Source organism: Alsobacter metallidurans (assembly GCF_014636935.1).
Classification (GTDB): Bacteria; Pseudomonadota; Alphaproteobacteria; order Rhizobiales; family Beijerinckiaceae; genus Alsobacter; species Alsobacter metallidurans.
Genome location: NZ_BMES01000001.1, coordinates 1 through 18903 on the forward strand (window position 1 = coordinate 1; position 18903 = coordinate 18903).

The 18903-nt window shown below is 67.9% G+C and carries 14 protein-coding genes, 1 tRNA gene and 1 rRNA gene; 7 read left to right on the forward strand and 9 right to left on the reverse strand.

All coding sequences use genetic code 11. The annotated features are described in order from the left end of the window. Positions 1-141: 141 nt before the first annotated feature. Together rrf and IEV99_RS00010 are read left to right on the forward strand one after the other, a co-directional pair. Positions 142-256, forward strand: a 5S ribosomal RNA gene (gene rrf, locus IEV99_RS00005). Positions 257-461: 205 nt separating this feature from the next. Then, positions 462-538 (forward strand) — tRNA-Met (locus IEV99_RS00010). Positions 539-717: 179 nt separating this feature from the next. Here the strand turns inward: IEV99_RS00010 and IEV99_RS00015 are convergent. Continuing rightward, on the reverse strand, positions 718-1314 hold the full coding sequence (locus IEV99_RS00015) for a PRC-barrel domain-containing protein (protein ID WP_188515700.1): 597 nt from the start codon (positions 1312-1314) through the stop codon (positions 718-720). 269 nt (positions 1315-1583) lie between these two features. Between IEV99_RS00015 and IEV99_RS00020 the strand changes: the two genes are divergently transcribed. The 3 genes from IEV99_RS00020 (at position 1584) to IEV99_RS00030 (ending at position 7454) form a co-directional block, all read left to right on the forward strand. Further along, positions 1584-2564, forward strand: a complete 981-nt coding sequence (locus tag IEV99_RS00020; protein ID WP_188515701.1) for an ImuA family protein — start codon at positions 1584-1586, stop codon at positions 2562-2564. A 10-nt stretch (positions 2565-2574) separates the two neighbouring features. Then, positions 2575-4026, forward strand: coding sequence for a Y-family DNA polymerase (locus IEV99_RS00025; protein WP_244643417.1), 1452 nt, complete (start codon positions 2575-2577; stop codon positions 4024-4026). 128 nt (positions 4027-4154) lie between these two features. Beyond that, entirely contained in the window at positions 4155-7454 is a 3300-nt protein-coding gene (locus tag IEV99_RS00030; RefSeq protein ID WP_188517571.1) for an error-prone DNA polymerase, read from the forward strand. Positions 7455-7478: 24 nt separating this feature from the next. On the opposite strand, the gene IEV99_RS00035 is transcribed toward IEV99_RS00030, so the two are convergent. The 7 genes from IEV99_RS00035 to amaB form a co-directional block, all read right to left on the reverse strand. After that, positions 7479-7874, reverse strand: a complete 396-nt coding sequence (locus IEV99_RS00035) for a very short patch repair endonuclease (protein WP_280514623.1) — start codon at positions 7872-7874, stop codon at positions 7479-7481. Further along, on the reverse strand, positions 7871-8449 hold the full coding sequence (locus tag IEV99_RS00040) for a GIY-YIG nuclease family protein (RefSeq protein WP_188515703.1): 579 nt from the start codon (positions 8447-8449) through the stop codon (positions 7871-7873). Before IEV99_RS00040 ends, IEV99_RS00035 begins: the two co-directional genes overlap by 4 nt. A 9-nt stretch (positions 8450-8458) precedes the next feature. After that, entirely contained in the window at positions 8459-9769 is a 1311-nt protein-coding gene (locus IEV99_RS00045) for a DNA cytosine methyltransferase (RefSeq protein WP_308469333.1), read from the reverse strand. A gap of 63 nt (positions 9770-9832) precedes the next feature. After that, a complete protein-coding gene (locus IEV99_RS00050) occupies positions 9833-11518 on the reverse strand; it encodes a thiamine pyrophosphate-binding protein (RefSeq protein WP_188515704.1) in 1686 nt (561 codons plus the stop codon). Between the two features lie 216 nt (positions 11519-11734). After that, on the reverse strand, positions 11735-12934 hold the full coding sequence (locus tag IEV99_RS00055) for a CaiB/BaiF CoA transferase family protein (protein ID WP_188515705.1): 1200 nt from the start codon (positions 12932-12934) through the stop codon (positions 11735-11737). Positions 12935-12937: 3 nt separating this feature from the next. Next, on the reverse strand, positions 12938-14152 hold the full coding sequence (locus tag IEV99_RS00060) for an acyl-CoA dehydrogenase (protein ID WP_188515706.1): 1215 nt from the start codon (positions 14150-14152) through the stop codon (positions 12938-12940). Positions 14153-14228: 76 nt separating this feature from the next. After that, complete coding sequence (gene amaB, locus IEV99_RS00065) at positions 14229-15752, reverse strand: L-piperidine-6-carboxylate dehydrogenase (RefSeq protein WP_188515707.1); 1524 nt, start codon at positions 15750-15752, stop codon at positions 14229-14231. A 142-nt stretch (positions 15753-15894) separates the two neighbouring features. On the opposite strand from amaB, the gene gcvA reads away from it, so the two are divergent. Next, complete coding sequence (gene gcvA, locus IEV99_RS00070) at positions 15895-16827, forward strand: transcriptional regulator GcvA (protein WP_188515708.1); 933 nt, start codon at positions 15895-15897, stop codon at positions 16825-16827. A 77-nt stretch (positions 16828-16904) separates the two neighbouring features. Beyond that, complete coding sequence (locus tag IEV99_RS00075; RefSeq protein WP_188515709.1) at positions 16905-18131, forward strand: NAD(P)/FAD-dependent oxidoreductase; 1227 nt, start codon at positions 16905-16907, stop codon at positions 18129-18131. Between the two features lie 140 nt (positions 18132-18271). Here IEV99_RS00075 and IEV99_RS00080 read toward each other — a convergent pair whose 3' ends face one another. After that, positions 18272-18868, reverse strand: coding sequence for a tetratricopeptide repeat protein (locus tag IEV99_RS00080; RefSeq protein ID WP_188515710.1), 597 nt, complete (start codon positions 18866-18868; stop codon positions 18272-18274). Positions 18869-18903 lie beyond the last annotated feature (35 nt).

The following is an 18903-nucleotide window of genomic DNA, read 5'->3' on the forward strand; positions in this document are numbered from 1 at the left end:
CCCAAAAGGGGTCCGGAGCGCCCATCGCCCGACCTTCTTCCCAACGCAGCTCGAAAATCCAGTTTGCTTCACTGTTGTCTCCCGGCAGGAGACCCGCAAGGGTCCCCCAAAACACAACAGCCCATTGCTGATCTTCGCCGGCCTGGTGGCCCTTGCGAGGAGACCAAACCCGATCCCATCCCGAACTCGGCCGTCAAACTCCTCAGCGCCGATGGTACTATGTCTCAAGACCTGGGAGAGTAGGTCGTCGCCAGGCCTGCAAAGATCAGCAAATATCCCTCACACGATGTCAAAACTTCAGCTGACACCCAGAGCGCACATCGCGCCAACGTCAGCAAACTCCGGTTCGGTCGCACACACGACCAACACCCTGGCGCGGGGTGCAGCAGCCAAGCGAACAAGCGCAAGCGCCGTTCGCAACTCAAGAACTCCGGGCTGCGCCGCAGCCCAGACACGGTTGGCGCGGGGTGGAGCAGCCCGGTAGCTCGTCAGGCTCATAACCTGAAGGTCACAGGTTCAAATCCTGTCCCCGCAACCAAAATCCTCAAATCCGACAAAAAACGCCGCCCCCAAAGGGCGGCGTTCTGCGTTGAGGGGACGTTCAGCGTGGGCGCCCATCGCTGAGCAGCCGTCCAGCAGCAGCAGACAGCAAAAAGCCCGAGACGGAGCCCGGGCTTTCCACCTGCGCAACCCGGTCGAAGCCGGGCCGTCGCGCGCTTACTTCAGGTTATAGGCCGGGGCGCTCTTCAGCTGGTCCTTGGTCATGCTGATCATGCCGTGGTCGGGATAAGTGCGGGCGTTGTCGCCGCTGCGCGCCACCGTTCCGGTGGTGTCGGTCGACGCGGGCGCCGCGGGAGCCGCAGCCGTGGTGCTGGCCGTGTTCATGCCGGCGCTGCCCGAGGCGGTGCTGCCGGCATTGCTGGCCGTCGTCGCCTTGCGGGGCGTTTCGCTCCACTGGATGGCGTTGAACGGAACGGCGACGTCCTTCTCGCCCATTCCGAGGAAACCGCCGACGCCGATCACCACACCCTTGATGTTGCCCTGGTGGTCGAGCAGCACGTCGCTGACGTCGCCGACCTTCTCGTCATTCGGGCCGTAGATGTCGACGCCCATCAGCTTCGACCCGCGCCACTGGCCGGCCTGGTCGTTGGTGATGAACTGCACCGAGCCCGAGGAAGCGCCCATGCTGGGCGAGCTGGTTGCGGACGGCGCCGTAGTGGCGGGCGCAGGGGTCGAAGGGTTGGTCTGCGCGATGGCGGTCCCAGCGAGCAGAACGGTGGCGATCAAACTGGTAGCGAGCTTGGCTTTCAGCATTGTGGTGTCTCCGATGCCGATGAAAATTCAATGCGCTCTTAGATACGCACTCCCAGATAACTGCAGGCGGGCCGGATGGTTCGCCGGAATTGCTCCTGATTGCAGGGAAAATAACCCAACTCTTCTGCCGTAAGCTTGGCTTTGAAAGCCGTTACTTGTCCTGTGTGGAATCCCGGAAGGTCTCGCAGACTCTCGTTGACTCCGTCCCCGATCGCTGGAATCCATAGAGAACAAAATAGGAACGATCAGCACAGGAAACCCGTGGAGCCATGCCCGCATCCGCGCAGCCTCTCGCCGTCTCTGCGCTTCGGGAGCGCATCGCCGCCATCGGGGCGGACGGTTCTGCGCGCGATTTTACGCCGTCGCGACGGCTGGTTTCGCTCGGCGTCAAAGCCGTCGACCAGGCGCTCGGGGGCGGGCTTCGGCGCGGCGGTCTGCACGAAATCCGTTCCGCCGAACCGGGATCGACCGCCCCGGCCTCCGGCTTTGCGCTTGCTCTGGCGGCGCGGCTGACCGCCGCCGAGGGGACGTCCGCTCCCTGGCTCTGGGTGCGGCAGGATTTCTCGGGGCTCGAAGCCGGCGAGCCTTATGGCCCCGGGCTCGCGGCCTTCGGCCTCGATCCGGCGCGCCTCGTTCTGGTGGGAGCCGCCGACGCCTCCGATGTGCTGCGGGCGGCCGAGGAGGGGTTGCGCTGCGCCGCCTTGGGCGCCGTGCTGATCGAGCCCTGGGGAGATCCCCGCGTTCTGGATCTCACCGCCACCCGTCGGTTGGTGCTGGCCGCGGAAGCGTCCGGAGTCGCGGCTCTCCTCCTGCGACCAGGCGCCCGGGAGGGGCCTGGCGGGTCCGCCACCCGCTGGAGCGTCGGACCGGCGCCCAGCGCCGCCTTGCCGGCGCGCGGCGTGGGTCCCCCGGCCTTTCGGGTCGTCCTGTCGCGAAGCCGGCAGAGCGGCCTGGATGCTTCCACCCGATCCCTGCCGGCCCCCGCCGGCCAGTTCCCAGACGCCCCTCCGGTCCACGCCCGGGAGGGCGACGGCTGGACCATGGAATGGCGTCCCCATGAACGCATTTTCGCCGACCCTCTCCGCCGCGAAACCCGCCATGCCGGCCCGGAGCCCGTCCGGGCGTTTCCTGGCGGTGCGCTTGCGGCGGCTTCCGGTGGATCGCCTGCGGAGGATGCAGGCTCGCGCGGCTTCGCGCGACGCGCCCCCTCCGACTCCCCGGAGCGCGGAGGGGTCCGCCGCGCCGGGTGACCCGCCGCTCGTGGTGGTCGAGAAAATCAAGGGCGCGCATGTGGTGGCGGCCCTCGACGAGGCGGCGTCCCAGGCCGGCGTTTCGAACGGCATGACGCTCTCCACCGCGCGCGCCATTCATCCCGGTCTGGCCGTCATGGAGGCCGACCCGGCCGCCGACGCCCGCGCGCTCGAAACGCTTGCCGATTGGGCCGAACGCTACACCCCCTTTGTCGGGCTCGACGGCGCGGACGGCCTGTTGCTCGACGTCACCGGATCGGCGCATCTCTTTGGCGGCGAGGCCGCCATGCTGGGCGACATGCTGCGACGCCTGCGGCGAGCCGGTTATGCAGCGTCAGGAGCCATCGCGGGCGCGGTCGGAACCGCCCGCGCGCTGGCGCGCCACGGCGACAGGTCGGTCGTGATCCCGCCGGGAGACGAGGCGGAAGCGGTCGCCGCGTTGCCGATCGAGGCGTTGTTCCTGTCGCCCGACGCCGTCACGGCCCTGCATCGGCTGGGGCTGAAGCGCATCGCCGATCTGGCGGACCGGCCCCGCGGGCCCTTGGCGGCGCGCTTCGGGGCGGACCTGCTTTCGCGCGTCGATCGTGTGCGCGGGCTCGCCGAGGAACCGGTTTCGCCCCGCCGTCCCCTGCCGTCCTGCACGGCGGAGCGACGCTTCGCCGAGCCCATCGGGCACGAGGAGGACGTGCGCCGCTCCATCCTGTCGCTGGCGGGCGACCTCTGCGCCGTGCTGGAGCGCCGTGGCGAGGGCGCGCGGCGGCTGGAGCTCGTGTTCTTCCGGGCCGATGGCGCGGTGCGGCGCATCGTGGTGGCGACAGGCCGACCCTTGCGCGATCCGGCCGGCATGGCGCGGCTGTTCCGCGAAAAGCTGGACGCCCTCGCGGACCCGGTCGACCCCGGATTCGGCTTCGACGTGATGCGGCTCGCCGCCCTCATGACCGAGCGGCAGGACGCAGCCCAGACGGGCCTCGATCGCCGCGCCGAGGACGCCGAGGCCTTGGCCGAACTCGCCGACAAGCTGGCGGCCCGGTTCGGCGCGCGCCGGGTGCAGCGGTTCATCCCGCAGGATACGCACTGGCCGGAGCGCGCCTCCCTGGCGGTTCCGGCGCAACGCAGCGGGCTGGCGCTGGCCGAGGACTGGAGCCCGGTGCTGGAGCCCGATGAGCCGCCGACGCGACCGCTGCGGCTGCTTTCCCGGCCCGAGACGATCGAGGTCCTGGCCGAAATCCCGGACGGACCGCCGATCCGGTTCCGTTGGCGGCGCGTGCTGCACGTGGTTCGCAAGGCCGAGGGGCCGGAGCGCCTCGCTCCCGAGTGGTGGCGTTCTGCGACCGACGCCCTGACGCGGGATTATTTCCGGGTCGAGGACGAGGCCGGGCGCCGCTTCTGGGTTTACCGCGAGGGGCTCTGGGGGCGTGAAACGACCGCGCCGCGCTGGTTCCTGCACGGGCTTTTCGGGTGAGAACCGCCGCGGTTCGGGTGAGAACCGCCGCGGTTCGGGTGAGAACCGCCGCGGTTCGGGTGAGAACCGCCGCGGTTCGAGAGAGAACCGCCGCATGATCGAGGCTCAGCCATGACCCTGTCGCCATGATGCCCGTCGCCCGCAAAGGCGAGAACCCGCCCTATGCGGAGATCGCCGTGACGACGAATTTCTCGTTTCTGCGCGGCGCTTCGCACCCGGAGGAGCTCGTCGCCGAAGCCTGGCGGCTGGGGCTCGCCGGGATCGGCGTCGCCGATCGCAACTCGCTCGCCGGCGTGGTGCGGGCCCACACCGCCATGAAGGAAACCGGAGCGGCCGAAGCCGGCATGCGGCTCGCCGTGGGGGCGCGCCTCGTGTTCGCGGACGCGACGCCCGACATTCTCGTCTACCCGCGGGATCGCGCCGCCTATGGGCGGCTGAGCCGACTCCTGACGCTCGGCAAGCGGCGGGCCGGAAAGGGCGATTGCACGCTGGCGCTGGGCGACCTGCTGGAGCACGTGGTGGGGCAGAACCTCGTGCTGGTCCCGCCCCTGCGGATCCCTGCCGCAGAGGCCGCGCGGCTCCAGGCCGTGCTGGCCCAACTGGTCGAGGCCTCGCCCCACTCCGTCTGGCTGCTCGCAGCCCTGCCGCATGCGGGCGCGGATCGCCGGCGCATGGCCCGCCTGGAGGAGATCGCGGCCGCGAGCGGAGCCCGGCTGCTGGCCTCCAACGACGTGCTTTATCATCACGCCGATCGCCGTCCCCTGCAGGACGTGCTGAGCTGCGTGCGGGAGCACTGCACGGTCGAGACGGCCGGTCGCCGGCTCGAGGCGAACGCCGAGCGGCATTTGAAGTCGCCTGACGAGATGGCGCGGTTGTTCCGCTCCCACCCGGCCCTGCTCGCCGAAACCATGCGGTTCCTCGATCGCTGCGGCTTTTCGCTGGACGAGTTGCGCTACGAATACCCGGACGATCCCGTGCCGCCCGGCAAGACGCCGCAGCAGCATCTGGCCGATCTCACGCAGCTCGGCGCGGGCCATCGCTGGCCCGAAGGGGTTCCGCTCAAGATCCAGGGGCTGATCGCCAAGGAGCTCGCCCTGATCGCGCAACTGAACTACGCCCGCTATTTCCTCACCGTGAACGACATCGTCGCGGAGGCGCGCCGCCGCAAGATCCTGTGCCAGGGCCGCGGCTCGGCGGCGAATTCCGTGGTCTGCTACTGCCTCGGGATCACGGCCGTCGACCCCACCGAGATCGACCTCCTGTTCGAGCGCTTCGTGTCGGCCGAACGAAGCGAGCCGCCCGACATCGACGTGGATTTCGAGCATGAGCGCCGCGAGGAGATCATCCAGTGGATCTATGAGCGCTATGGCCGCGAGCGCGCCGGCATCGCCTCCACGGTGATCAGCTACCGGCCGCGCAGCGCCATCCGGGACGTCGGCAAGGCGCTGGGGCTGGCCGAGGACGTCACGGCCGCGCTCGCCGGCACCGTCTGGGGCAGCTGGGGCAAGGGCATCGAGGAGAACCAGGTTCGCCAGGCCGGGCTCGACCCGCACAACCCGGCCATCCGCCGGGCGGTCCACATCGCGCTGGAGCTGCTGGGCTTCCCCCGGCACCTCTCGCAGCACGTGGGCGGCTTCGTGCTCACGCGCGGCCGGCTCGACGAGACGGTTCCGATCGGCAACGCCGCCATGGACGACCGCACCTTCATCGAGTGGGACAAGGACGACATCGACGCGCTCGGCATCATGAAGATCGACGTGCTGGCGCTCGGCATGCTGACCTGCCTGCGCAAGGGGCTCGACCTCCTGCGCCGGCATGGTGGGCCCGACCTGGAGCTCGCCACCATCCCGCGCGAGGACCCGGCCGTCTACGCCATGCTGCAGCGGGCCGATTCGCTGGGCGTATTCCAGGTCGAGAGCCGCGCCCAGATGAACATGCTGCCGCGGCTGCGGCCGGCCACGTTCTACGACCTCGTGATCGAGGTCGCGATCGTGCGGCCCGGCCCCATTCAGGGCGACATGGTGCATCCTTATCTGCGGCGCAGGCAGAACCGCGAGAATGTCATCTATCCGAGCCCCTCGCCCGAGCATGGCCACAAGGACGAGCTCAAGAACGTGCTCGGCAAAACGCTGGGCGTGCCGCTCTTCCAGGAACAGGCCATGCGCATCGCCATCGAGGCCGCCAAGTTCACGCCCGACGAGGCCAACCACCTGCGCCGCGCCATGGCGACGTTCCGGCGGGTCGGCACCATCCACCTGTTCCAGCAGAAGATGGTGGAGGGCATGGTCCGGCGAGGCTACGACGCCGAGTTCGCCGCCCGCTGCTTCAAGCAGATCGAGGGTTTCGGCGAATACGGCTTTCCGGAAAGCCACGCCGCCTCCTTCGCACTGCTGGTCTATGCGTCGTCCTGGCTGAAATGCCACCACCCGGCCGCCTTCGCGTGCGCGCTGCTCAACAGCCAGCCGATGGGCTTCTACGCCCCGGCCCAGATCGTTCGCGACGCCGTGGAGCATGGCGTCGAGGCGCGACCGCCGGACGTGAACGCCAGCTTTTGGGACAACACGCTGGAAGAGCGCGCGGACGGTTCGCTGGCGCTGCGCATCGGCTTCCGGCAGATCGACGGCTTCCGGGAGGAATGGGGCAAGAAGCTGGTGGAGCGGCGCAGCGGCTTCTACGCCAGCGCCGAATCGCTGCAGCGGCGCGCCGGCCTGTCCAAGGCCGCGCTGGTGCGCCTCGCCGAGGCGGATGCGTTTCGCTCGCTGGGGCTCGACCGCCGCGACGCCGCCTGGGCGGTGCGCCGCCTGCCGGACGACATCGCGCTGCCGCTGTTCGAGGCGGCCGGCGCGGAGGAGCTCGCCGAGGAGCCGATGGTGACGCTGCCCGCCATGCCGATGCCCGAGCATGTGGTGGCCGACTACCAGACCATCCGGCTTTCGCTGAAGGGCCACCCCGTGGGCTTCCTGCGCGGCCTGTTCGCCCGCGAGGGCGTCAAGGATTGCCGCGCCGTTGCGGCGATGCAGAACGGCTGGCGCGTGCGCGTCGCCGGCGTCGTGCTGGTGCGCCAGCGCCCGGGCAGCGCCCAGGGCGTGGTGTTCATGACGGTCGAGGACGAAACCGGCATCGCCAATTGCGTCGTCTGGCCCACCCTAATGGAGCGCTACCGCAAGGAGGTGATGGGCGCGCGCCTCGTGCTGATCGAGGGGCGCATCCAGCGCAGCCCGGAGGGCATCGTGCATGTGGTGGCCGAACGACTGTTCGACCGCTCGGCCGAGCTCGGCCGCCTGTCGCGCGACGACATGCCGGTTCCGCTCGCCAACGCCGACGAGGTGCGCCGCCCGGTCGCCGAGAACCGCACCTCGGGCGGCCACGCCATTCGGCAGCACCCGCGAAACGTTCGCATCCTGCCAAAGTCGCGCGACTTCCATTGAGACGTGGCCGAGGTCGCGTGGGCGTCAGCCCCGTCCCACGAAAGCCCGCAGGCGCTCGGCCAGCGCGGCCTCGTCGCGGGTCTCGCATTCCCAGACCACCAGCGAACGCCAGCCTCGTTCGGCCAACGCGGCCTGCGCGGCAGCATCCCGGGCGCGGTTGCGGGCGATCTTGGCGATCCAGTACTCCCGGTTCGCCTTGGGGGTGCGCGCCCCGCGTACGCAGTCATGCCCGTGCCAGAAGCAGCCATGCACGAAGATCGCGGCCTTGCGGCCCACATAGGCGACGTCCGGCCGGCCCGGGATGTCCTTGCGATGCAGCCGGTAACCCGGCGCGATCCCGCGCAGGAGACGACGCACCAGCCGCTCGGGCGTGGTGTCGGCGGACTTCACGGCCCGCATGATGGCGGAGCGGTCGGTCAATCTTCTCTGCCGCCGTCTTCATCTGGAGATGCGAGTCCCAGAAGCCTGAAATGGTAGCGACGCAGCCGTTCGAAATGAGCATCCATTGCACGGGCAATTTGCGGACTGTTTTTAACCGCAAGAAAGTGCCCAACGATTGCTGAATAATGCTCCGCCTGGCGGGGCAGACGAAGTGCGGGATCTCTCTTTTCGGCGATCTCTTCATCCCGCATGACCTGGACAGTTTCAGCCGGGTCGGGCGCCCTGCCAGCAGCGATCCGGGGCGGGACAGTGCCGTTCATCAAACGGTTCTGATCATTGTGGTAATGATAGAGTATGCTCTCCAAATTATTGATCTTTGATCGATCCGCAACCGGGTAGGCATGCACCCAAGCAATTTCCCAGACGTCGATTTGTCGGTTTGAGATAATGTCGCTTCGAGCAGAGGTCAGGTGACGGCGAACTCTGGAACGGATGCCATCTGTAGACTGGCCGACATAGATGGGGATCTGGTCGAGATCGCATAATACATAGACGCCGATCGCGTTGGTCAGCGTTGCGACTGCGCGTTTCCGGAATGCGAGATCGATGGCCACTGCGCCGCTCTATTCGGCGGCGGCAAGCGTCGGCCGTGTGGTGCCCGCGTCCAAGACAGGCTCAAGCAACTGCTGAGCGATGTACCGGACCACCGGAACAACGACGCCATCGCCACAGACATGATAAGCATCGTTGTATCGCGGCGGCAATTTGTAGTGTTCTGGGAGGCCCATCAGCCGTGCGGCCTCACGAGGTGACAACAAGCGTGTCCTGATCCGGTCGCCATCGACGACGATGATCGACTGCCGGGAGCTGCCGCCAGCCGGCGTCCGTAAGCATCCCGCAGTGTTGTCGAAACGAACTTCCGCCCTTTGACGCTTGATACCGTTCTCATCAGGTCGGGTACGACGATAAATGCCGCCCACGACGCGTCGACCTGCAAGCTGCGCGTCTGTTAGTTTCGCAACGTTGACGTCAGACATCATACCCACGATGTGGCGGGTTACTTCAGGCGAATTCCATGACACCCCAGTTGGGCGATCCTCGATCAGCTCGCTGAGAGTTGCAGCCCGCGGGGGTGGATCAGGAAGCTTCCACCAAAGCCAAGACTTTTTCACATTTGCAGGCAGCAGATCGTGAGCCGCTACGAGCGCTTTTGGATGCCAAGTTTTGCAAGGCTGACCGGCAATAAGACCAGCGTTGATCGAGATCTCGGATCGAACCGCCACGACAAAGAAACGAGGACGGGACTGCGGCACAAAGCGCTTTGCATCGATCACCATCGCTCCCAGTTTATATCCGAGAGATGCGATCGACCTGATAATTTCAACGAAATCGGCTCCGCCGTGAGACGTAAGCGTCCCATAAACGTTTTCCAGAACAATCGACTGTGGAGCGCGCCCTTCCTTCTTAAGAGCAGCCATTTTCTCAAAGAAGAGCCAAAATGTCCCGCTTCTCGTTTTCTGATTGTCACCGGCTCGGCCCAGTCCTTTGTAACCGCCGGCCAATGAAAGATCCTGGCAGGGAAAAGAAGCCCAGGCCAAATCAGCCTGGCCTGGCAGCTGCCCTACGCTGACCTCCGCGACATCTCCCTGGACAAGGTCAGCATCTCCCCAATTGTCTCGGTATGTGACGCATTTCATCGGGTCGAAATCATTGGCGAACAAGCATGTCCAACCAGCGCCTAAACCGGCGCGCGCCATGCCGCCCCCGGCGAAAAATTCGTAGAAGGTCCGTTTGCGCCCCTGCATTCCCGAATCATAAAAAATGCAGCCGCGAATGTCGATCAGGCGGCGCGTAAAGGCGGGGGATGAATCGCGCGGGTCCGTTCGCCTGACGCTGTTCTGCTTCGGCTTACGGCAAGGCAGCGGAAACAGCAAAAACGCGGCCGCCCCACGCAGCGTGCTAATTGCGGGGAGCGGGCCTTTGTTCCTGAGGGGACGTTACTGCACGTTTTGCGCCGCCAGCGCCTTCTCACGCATGGCCGTCAGCGTGGTGGCGGGCGTGATCGCCTCCGGATCGATCAGGCAGTGGAGGATCGCAGGCTTGCCGGACGCGACGGCGCGTTCAAAGGCGGGGCCGAACTCGTCGGCGGTCTCGACCCGCTCGCCATGGCCGCCAAACGCAACCGCGTAGGCGCGGAAATCAGGGTTCTTGAGCGCCGTGGCCGAGACGCGGCCCGGATATTCGCGCTCCTGGTGCATCCGGATGGTGCCGTACATGCCGTTGTCCACCACCACGAAGATCACCGGCAGCTCATATTGCACAGCCGTCGCGAACTCCTGCCCGTGCATCAGGAAGCAGCCGTCGCCCGCAAACGCCACCACCATGCGGTGCGGCTGCGCGCGCTTGGCCCCGACCGCAGCAGGCACGCCGTAGCCCATGGAGCCGGACGTGGGCGCGAGTTGGGATCCGAACGAGCGGTATCGCAGGAAGCGCGCGGGCCAGGTGGCGTAGTTGCCGGCCCCGTTGGTCACGATTGCGTCCGCCGGCAGGCGATTGCGCAGCCACAGCATGGCCTCGCCCATCTGCAGCCGGCCCGGAATGCGCGGCGGCTGGCCGGTCCAGGCGAGATAGTCCTCGCGCGCCTGTCGGGTCTCGGCCGACCACGGGATCTGGTTCGGCGGCTGCAGGCTCTCCAGCGCGGCCGCGAAGCCGGCCGGCGACGCGCAGATGCCCAGCGCTGGATGGTAGACGCGGCCGAGCTCCTCCGAGCCCGCATGCACATGCACGAGCGTCTGCTTCGGCGTCGGGATGTCGAACAGCGTGTAGCTCTGCGACGCCATTTCGGACATGCGGCTGCCGGCCAGGATGACGAGGTCGGCGTCGTCGATGCGACCCTTCAGCTTGGGGTTCGGCGCGATGCCGATCTCGCCCGCATAGTTGTCGTGGTCGCCCGAAAACAGCATCTGACGTCGAAACGAAGCCGCGACCGGCATGTCGAAGCGCTCGGCGAAGCGCTGTACGCTCGCGCAGGCCTTGGGCGTCCAGCCCGTGCCGCCCAGGATCATGATCGGCTTCTTCGCCGCCCAGATCAGCTTCTGAAGCTCGGCCATCTGGGTCTGGCCCGGCCAGATCTCCACCGGCTCGACGCGAGGCCCGGCCTGCACGGCCGCGAGTTCGAGCAGCATGTCCTCCGGCAGCGCGATCACGACCGGGCCCGGCCGGCCCTGCATTGCCACATGGAAGGCGCGCGACACCACCTCGGGGATGCGCTCCACCTCGTCGATCTCGGTGGCCCACTTGGCCATGGTCCCAAACACGGCCCGGTAGTCCATCTCCTGGAAGGCGCCGCGGCCGCGCATCTCGCGCGCGATCTGGCCCACGAACATCACCAGCGGCACGGAATCCTGCTCGGCGATGTGGATGCCCGCAGACGCGTTGGTGGCGCCCGGCCCGCGCGTCACCATCACGACGCCCGGCCGCCCGGTGAGCCGCGCCGTGGCGTCCGCCATCATGGCGGCCCCGCCCTCCTGCCGGCACACCGTCACGTTGATGCTGGCGTCATGCAGCGCGTCGAGCACGGCCAGGAAGCTCTCGCCCGGCACGCAGAACACGTGCTCGACGCGCTGCGCCTGCAGGCAGTCGACGATGAGCTGGCCGCCTGTGCGGGCCGGAAGGGTGGTCATGGGCGTGTCCTCGAAATCTGGTTGTCCCATCCTCGCTACCCTCATCCTGAGGAGCGGGCCCGCAGGGCTCGCGTCTCGAAGGACGAGGGAGTTCAGGAGGCGCCGAACTGCGTTCTGGAGCCCTCGTCCTTCGAGACGCGATGCTGCGCATCGCTCCTCAGGATGAGGGTGTTGGTGCGGTTGCTCACGTTCGTTGAGCGCGAAGAATATCAGACATCATGGCGCGCCCATCCAACCCGCATCCGCCAGCACCTCGTTGGTGTGCTCGCCCAGCCCGGGCGAAGGGCGTTGGGCCACCATGGGCTGGCCGTCCAGCACCAGCGGCGAGCGGATCGAAGGGATGCTGCCGCCCGCGGCGTGCGGCGCGGGCAGGTCCACCCGCATGCCGCGATGCCGGGCCTGCAGGTCCTCGAACACGTCCGCGACGGTGTTGATCGGCCCGGCCGGCACGCCGACGCGCTCCAACGCGGCGAGGAGATCGTCGCGCTTGAAAAGCTGCGTCCGTTCGGAGAGCAGCGGGATCAGGGTCTCGCGATGCTGGATGCGCAGAGCGTTGGAAGCGTAGTCGGGCGATTGCCCGAGCGCCGCCGCGCCCAACACTTCGCAGAGCCTCCGGTATTGCCCGTCATTGCCCGACGCGATCACGATGTGGCCGTCCGCGACCGGGAACACCTGGTAGGGCACGAGATTGGGATGCGCGTTGCCCATCCGCTTCGGGACCTTGCCGGACACGAGGTAGTTCAGCGCCTGGTTTGCGAGCACCGAAACCTGAGTGTCGAAAAGCGCCATGTCGAGGTGGCTGCCCACCCCGGTGGCGTCGCGCTGGCGCAACGCCGCCAGCACGCCGATGACGCCGTAAACGCCCGTGAAAATGTCCGCATAGGCGACGCCCGGTTTCTGCGGCTCGCCGTCGGCGTCGCCGGTGAGGTCCATGATGCCGCCCATGGCCTGGATCATGAAGTCGTAGCCGGCGCGCTCCGCATAGGGGCCGTCCTGCCCGAAACCCGTCACCGAGCAGGTGATCAGCCTGGGGTTCAGCGCACGCAGGCTCGCATGATCAAGCCCGTACTTCTTCAGCCCGCCAACCTTGAAGTTCTCAACCACCACGTCGGCGTGCTGGGCCAGACGCCGCACCAGCGCCTGGCCGTCCGGCGTTTCGAAATCAACCGCAATGGAGCGCTTGCCGCGATTGCAGGCGTGGAAATACCCCGCCGAGAGGTCGCCGCCATCCGCCGCCGCCACGAAGGGCGGCCCCCAGGCGCGGGTGTCGTCGCCCACGCCCGGCCGCTCCACTTTCACGACGTCCGCGCCAAGATCGGCCAGCGTCTGGCCGATCCACGGTCCCGCCAGGATGCGGGCGAGTTCCAGAACCTTGACGCCCGCGAGGGGCTTGGGCGCGCCTGCGGGGTCAGCCATGGCTCAGAAGAACGCCTGCAGGCCGGTCTGCGCCCGTCCGAGGATCAGCGCGTGGACGTCGTGCGTGCCCTCGTAGGTGTTTACGGTCTCGAGGTTCTGGGCATGGCGCATCACGTGGTATTCTTCCTGGATGCCGTTGCCGCCGTGCATGTCGCGCGCGACACGGGCGATGTCGAGCGCCTTGCCGCAATTGTTGCGCTTCACGATCGAGATTATCTCGGGGGCCATCTTGCCCTCGTCGAACAGGCGGCCGACGCGCAGCGAGCCCTGGAGGCCGAGCGCGATCTCGGTCTGCATGTCGGCGAGCTTCTTCTGCACCAGCTGCGTGGCCGCGAGCGGCCGGTTGAACTGCTTGCGGTCCAGCGTGTACTGGCGGGCGCGATGCCAGCAATCCTCGGCGGCGCCCATCGCCCCCCACGAGATGCCGTAGCGGGCGCGGTTGAGGCAACCAAACGGGCCCTTGAGGCCGCTGACGTTGGGCAGCAGGTTTTCTTCCGGCACGATCACGCCGTCCATCACAATTTCGCCCGTGATCGAGGCGCGCAGCGAGAGCTTGCCGCCGATCTTGGGGGCCGAGAGGCCCTTCATGCCCTTTTCCAGCACGAAGCCGCGGATCTCGTCGCCATGCGCGGCGGACTTGGCCCACACCACGAACACGTCCGCGATGGGGGCGTTGGAGATCCACATCTTGGAGCCCGTGATGCGATAGCCGTCGCTCACCTTCTCGACGCGGGTCTTCATGCCGGCCGGGTCGGAGCCGGCGTCCGGCTCGGTCAGGCCGAAGCAACCAACCCACTCGCCCGAGGCGAGCTTGGGCAGGTACTTCTTGCGCTGGTTTTCGTCGCCATAGGCATAGATCGGGTACATGACGAGCGAGGACTGCACCGAGTTCATGGACCGGTAGCCTGAGTCCACCCGCTCGATCTCACGCGCCACGAGGCCGTAGGACACGTAGTTGGCGCCCGCGCAGCCGTATTCCTCCGGCACCGTGACGCCGAGCAGGCCGAGCTCGCCCATCTCGTTGAAGATGGCGCGGTCGGTCTTCTCTTCGCGATAGGCCTCGATCACGCGCGGCAGCAGCTTTTCCTGCGCGTAGGCGCGGGCCGTGTCGCGGATCAGGCGCTCTTCCTCGGTGAGCTGGTCTTCCAGCAGAAAGGGATCGTCCCACTGGAACGAGGCGGCGGACGACTTCGTCTTGCTCTGCGGCTGCGCGCTCATCGGGTGTCTCCTCGATCGTTGCTGCACGGCGGGCTTTGGCCCGCCGGGGCTGTGCGGGCCGGAGGCCCGCGGTCCGTTAGCCCATGATCTCGAACGTGACGCCCTGCGCAAGCGGGACGGTCTTGCCGTAGTTCACCGTGTTAGTGGCGCGGCGCATATAGGCCTTCCAGGCATCGGAGCCGGCCTCGCGGCCGCCGCCGGTTTCCTTCTCGCCGCCGAACGCGCCGCCGATCTCGGCGCCGGACGGGCCGATATTGACGTTGGCGATGCCGCAGTCGGAGCCCTCGTCGGACACGAACAGCTCTGCCTCGCGCATGTTCAGCGTGAAAATGGAGGAGGACAGGCCCGCCCCAACGTCGTTCTGCATCGCGATGGCGTCTTCGATGGCGGCGTATCTCGTCACGTAAAGGATGGGCGCGAAGGTCTCGCGCACCATCGGCCCGGTCTGCGACGGCATCTCCACCAGCGCGGGCGCGGCGTAGTAGGCGTCCGTCCCGAGCCCTTCCTGGGCTCTCCCGCCGCCGAACACCGTCGCGCCGAGCGCGCGCGCTTCGTCCAGGGCGCGTCCCATGCCGTCAAACGCGGCCTTGTCGATCAGCGGACCGACCAAAACGCCCTGCTCGCGCGGGTCGCCGATCTTCACGCTGCCGTAGACGCTCTTCAGCCGCGGCACGAGCTGGTCGTAGATGCTCTCGTGCACGAACAGGCGCCGCAGCGTGGTGCAGCGTTGGCCGGCGGTGCCGATGGCCGCGAACGCGATGGCGCGTAGCGCGATCTCGAGGTCCGCCGAGGGCGCCACGATGGCGGCGTTGTTGCCGCCGAGCTCCAGGATCGAGCGGCCGAAGCGCGCCGCGACCTTGGGGCCGACCTGCCGGCCCATCGCGGTGGAGCCTGTGGCGGACACGACCGGCACGCGGTGGTCGTCCACCAGCGCCTCGCCGAGCGCACGGCCGCCGATCAACACCTCGCTCAAGCCAGCCGGCACGCCGCCGAAGCGCTGCGCGGCCTTCTCGAAGATCGCCTGCACGCCCAGCGCGGTGAGCGGCGTCTTCTCGGACGGCTTCCAGACGACGGGATCGCCGCACACGAAAGCGAGCGCGGCGTTCCACGACCACACCGCGACCGGGAAGTTGAAGGCCGTGATCACCCCGCAGACGCCCAGCGGGTGCCAGGTCTCCATCATGCGGTGCTCGGGACGCTCGGTCGCGATGGTGAGGCCGAAGAGCTGCCGCGAGAGGCCGACCGCGTAGTCGCAGATGTCGATCATCTCCTGGACCTCGCCTTGGCCCTCCGAGATCACCTTGCCGGCCTCAAGCGTCACCAAGCGGCCGAGATCGGCCTTGTGGGCGCGCAGTTCCTCGCCGATGAGACGCACCAGCTCGCCGCGGCGGGGCGCCGGGACCTTGCGCCACTCCGCAAAAGCCGCATGCGCCCGCCCGATGGCGGCCGAAGCGTCTTCGGCGCTCGCCTCGCGCAGCTCGGCCACGACCTCGCCCGTGATGGGCGAGCGCGCCGCCATGCCGCCCTTCTGGAAGGCCGAAGCCGGAACGCCGAGGCGATCGAGAATGCCGAGGACGTCGTCGCGCACCGTGGCGGCCATGGGAGATCTCCGAAACTGAAAGCCGGCCCAACGCCGGCATGCGGGACCACGCCTTTCGGCGGTCCCGCGCAAGTCCCGCACGGTCGCTCTTTCGCCGGCGGCGCGCAACCGATATGTTCTCACCACTTCATGAGGAAATCGCATGACCTTTGCGACCCAGCGCAGCCTGCTTCCGTCGCTCGGCGCGCTGCAGGCCTTTGAGGCCGCCGCCCGGCACGGCAGCTTCACGCGCGCCGGCGAGGAACTCAGTCTCACGCAAGGCGCGATCAGCCGGCAGGTCGCCGCCCTGGAGGAGAGCCTTGGGGTGCCGCTGTTCGAGCGCGTTCGCCAGCGCGTGACGCTCACCCCCGCCGGCCAATCCTACGCAGCCGAGATCCGGGACGCCCTGTCGCGCATCGCCTCCGCGACCCTGTCCGCCATGGCGTTTCGCGGCGCGGGCGGCACGCTCGCGTTGGCGATCCTGCCGACCTTTGGCACGCGCTGGCTGATCCCGCGCTTGCCGGATTTCTTCAGCCGGCACCCGGAAGTCACGATCAATTTCGCCACCCGGATCCGGCCCTTCGACTTTCGCGAGGAAGGGCTCGACGCCGCGATCCACTTCGGCGATCCCACCTGGCCGGGCGCGGCGGCGCATCGGCTCATGGGGGAGGTCATCATCCCGGTCGCGAGCCCGGCCCTGATCGCCCGCGCAGGGATCGCCGCGCCTGCCGACGTCCTGAACGCGTCGCTGCTGCAGCAGTCCACGCGCCCTCGCGCCTGGGCCAACTGGCTGGAGTTGCAGGGCCTGCCGCCCGGCCGCGCCCTGATGGGGCCCAGCTTCGAGCAGTTCGCCATGGTCGCGCAGGCGGCCGTGGCCGGGCTCGGCATGGCGATCGTGCCCCGCATGCTGGTGGAGGAGGAGCTGCGCTCCGGCCAACTCGTCATCCCGTTCGATCGACCGCTCGAGAGCAACCAGGGCTATTGGCTGGTTTATCCGGAGGAAAAGCGCGACAGGCCGCCTATCGTGGCGTTTCGCGACTGGCTTCTCGCCCAATGCGGGCGGGACCTGCCCAGCCCGGTGTCGACAGAAGCGTGAGAAGCTGGCAATCATGCGGCTTGCTCATGATCGCGCCTCCCAGGCCCGATCTCCTCACCCGCTAGACCGGCCTGCCGATGACATCCCAGCCTGCTTCCCAGCTTCCCGCTTCGGCCGATGTGGTCATCATCGGCGGCGCGGCGATCGGCTCATCGATCGCTTGCCACATCGCGGCCGATCCGGCCTTCACGGGCCGCGTGGTCGTGATCGAGAAAGACCCGACCTACCAGTTCTCGGCCTCGGCGCTGTCCGCGGCTTCCATTCGCCAGCAATATTCCAGCGCGGTGAACATCCGCATTTCGCTCTACGGCATCCAGTTCCTGCGCGAGATCGGGGAGCGGTTGGCGGTGGGCGGCGACCGCCCCGAGATCGGGCTCACGGAGGGCGGTTACCTCTATGTCGCCGGGCCGGAAGGCGCGCCCGTGCTGGAGGAGAACAACGCCCTGCAGCGGGCCGAGGGCGCGGACATCCTCCTGCTCGACCCGGAAGCGCTGCGCGCCCGCTATCCCTGGCTCAACACCGAGGATCTCTCCTGCGGAACCTGGGGCCGCTCCGGCGAGGGCTGGTTCGACGGCTGGGGTCTCATGCAGGCCTTCCGCAAAAAGGCCCGCAGCCTCGGCGTGATCTATGCGGAAGGCCAGGCGGCCGCGATCGAGCGCGACGGCGCGCGGATTTCGGCCGTGCGGCTGGCCGACGGCTCGCGGATCGCCTGCGGGGCCGTCGTGAACGCGGCGGGGGCTTCGGGTGGGCGGCAGGTGGCGGCGCTCGCCGGTGTGGACATTCCGGTTCACTCCAAGAAGCGCTTCGTGTTCAGCTTCACGTGCAAGGCCGAGATCCACGACGCGCCGCTGCTGATCGATCCTTCGGGAGCGTGGTTCCGTCCAGAGGGCCGGCGGGGCCCCGAGGGCCAGCTCTTTATCGGAAGCGCCGGGCCCACGGCCGAGATGGACGACCCGGATTCAGACGAGTTCGACGTTGATTGGGGCTTCTTCGACGATTTCATCTGGCCCGCGCTGGCGACGCGCGTGCCCGCCTTCGAGCAGATCCGCCCCGGCCGCGCATGGGCCGGCCACTACGACATGAACCTGTTCGATCACAACGCCATCCTGGGCAAGGCCGGCGGGCTGGAGAATTTCTATCTGGCGAACGGCTTCTCGGGCCACGGCCTGCAACAGTCTCCCGCGGTCGGCCGCGGCCTGGCCGAACTCATCCTGCACGGCCGCTACCTGTCGCTGGATCTCTCCGAAATGAGCTTCGAGCGCATCGCCGCCAACCGCCCGTTGCTGGAGCGCAACGTGATCTGAGGCTGGCCGCACCCCATGCGTCATGGCGCGCCGGAGGCGACGCAATCCCTAACGGTCGGGCATTAGGCTGGATTGCTTCGCTGGCGCTAGCAATGACGGCGGGGGCAGTCGCAGAGTGCCCCTGAAGCGGCAGCGCCGCCTCAGTGCAGCTCGCGCATCGGCGTGGAGCCGATCTCCTCGATGGCTTCATGAAGGCCAAGCAGGTGCGGGTTGACGCGCAGCGCGACCTGGAACGCCGCCCGCGCTTCCGCGAACCGCTGGTGGCGCAGGCAGATCTGGCCAAAGCCCGAGATCGCCCCGAAATGCCGCGGCTCCAGCATCAGCGTCTGCTCGATGTCGAGCAGCGCGTCCGCGTCGCGTTTCTCGATGAAAGCCAGCGTCGCGCGCTTGTTCCAGGCTTCGGCCCAACGCGGCTCGCTCTCCACCAGGCGATCCAGCATCGCGCGGGCGAGGTCAAGCGCACCGGCCCCGATCGCCTCGATGGCGGCCGCCATCTGGCTCGAGGCGTGCAGGTCCTTGTGGGCGATCCAGTGCGCCCAGATCAGGTCCTCGATGTCGTCCGGGTCGCGCTCGGGTTCCGGGAGGGCGAGCTCCCGAAATAGCGGGATCAGCCGGCGCGGCAAAGTCGATGCGGGCCGCCGCTCGCCCAGATGCAGGACGAGCGCGAACACCTTGTCGATGGTCGCCGCCGAGGGTTGGGGTCGGGCGGCGCGGGCCGTCCGGGTGCGCGTGCTCATGTGATTGGACATAGGGCGAAGATCATGGCCGGGGA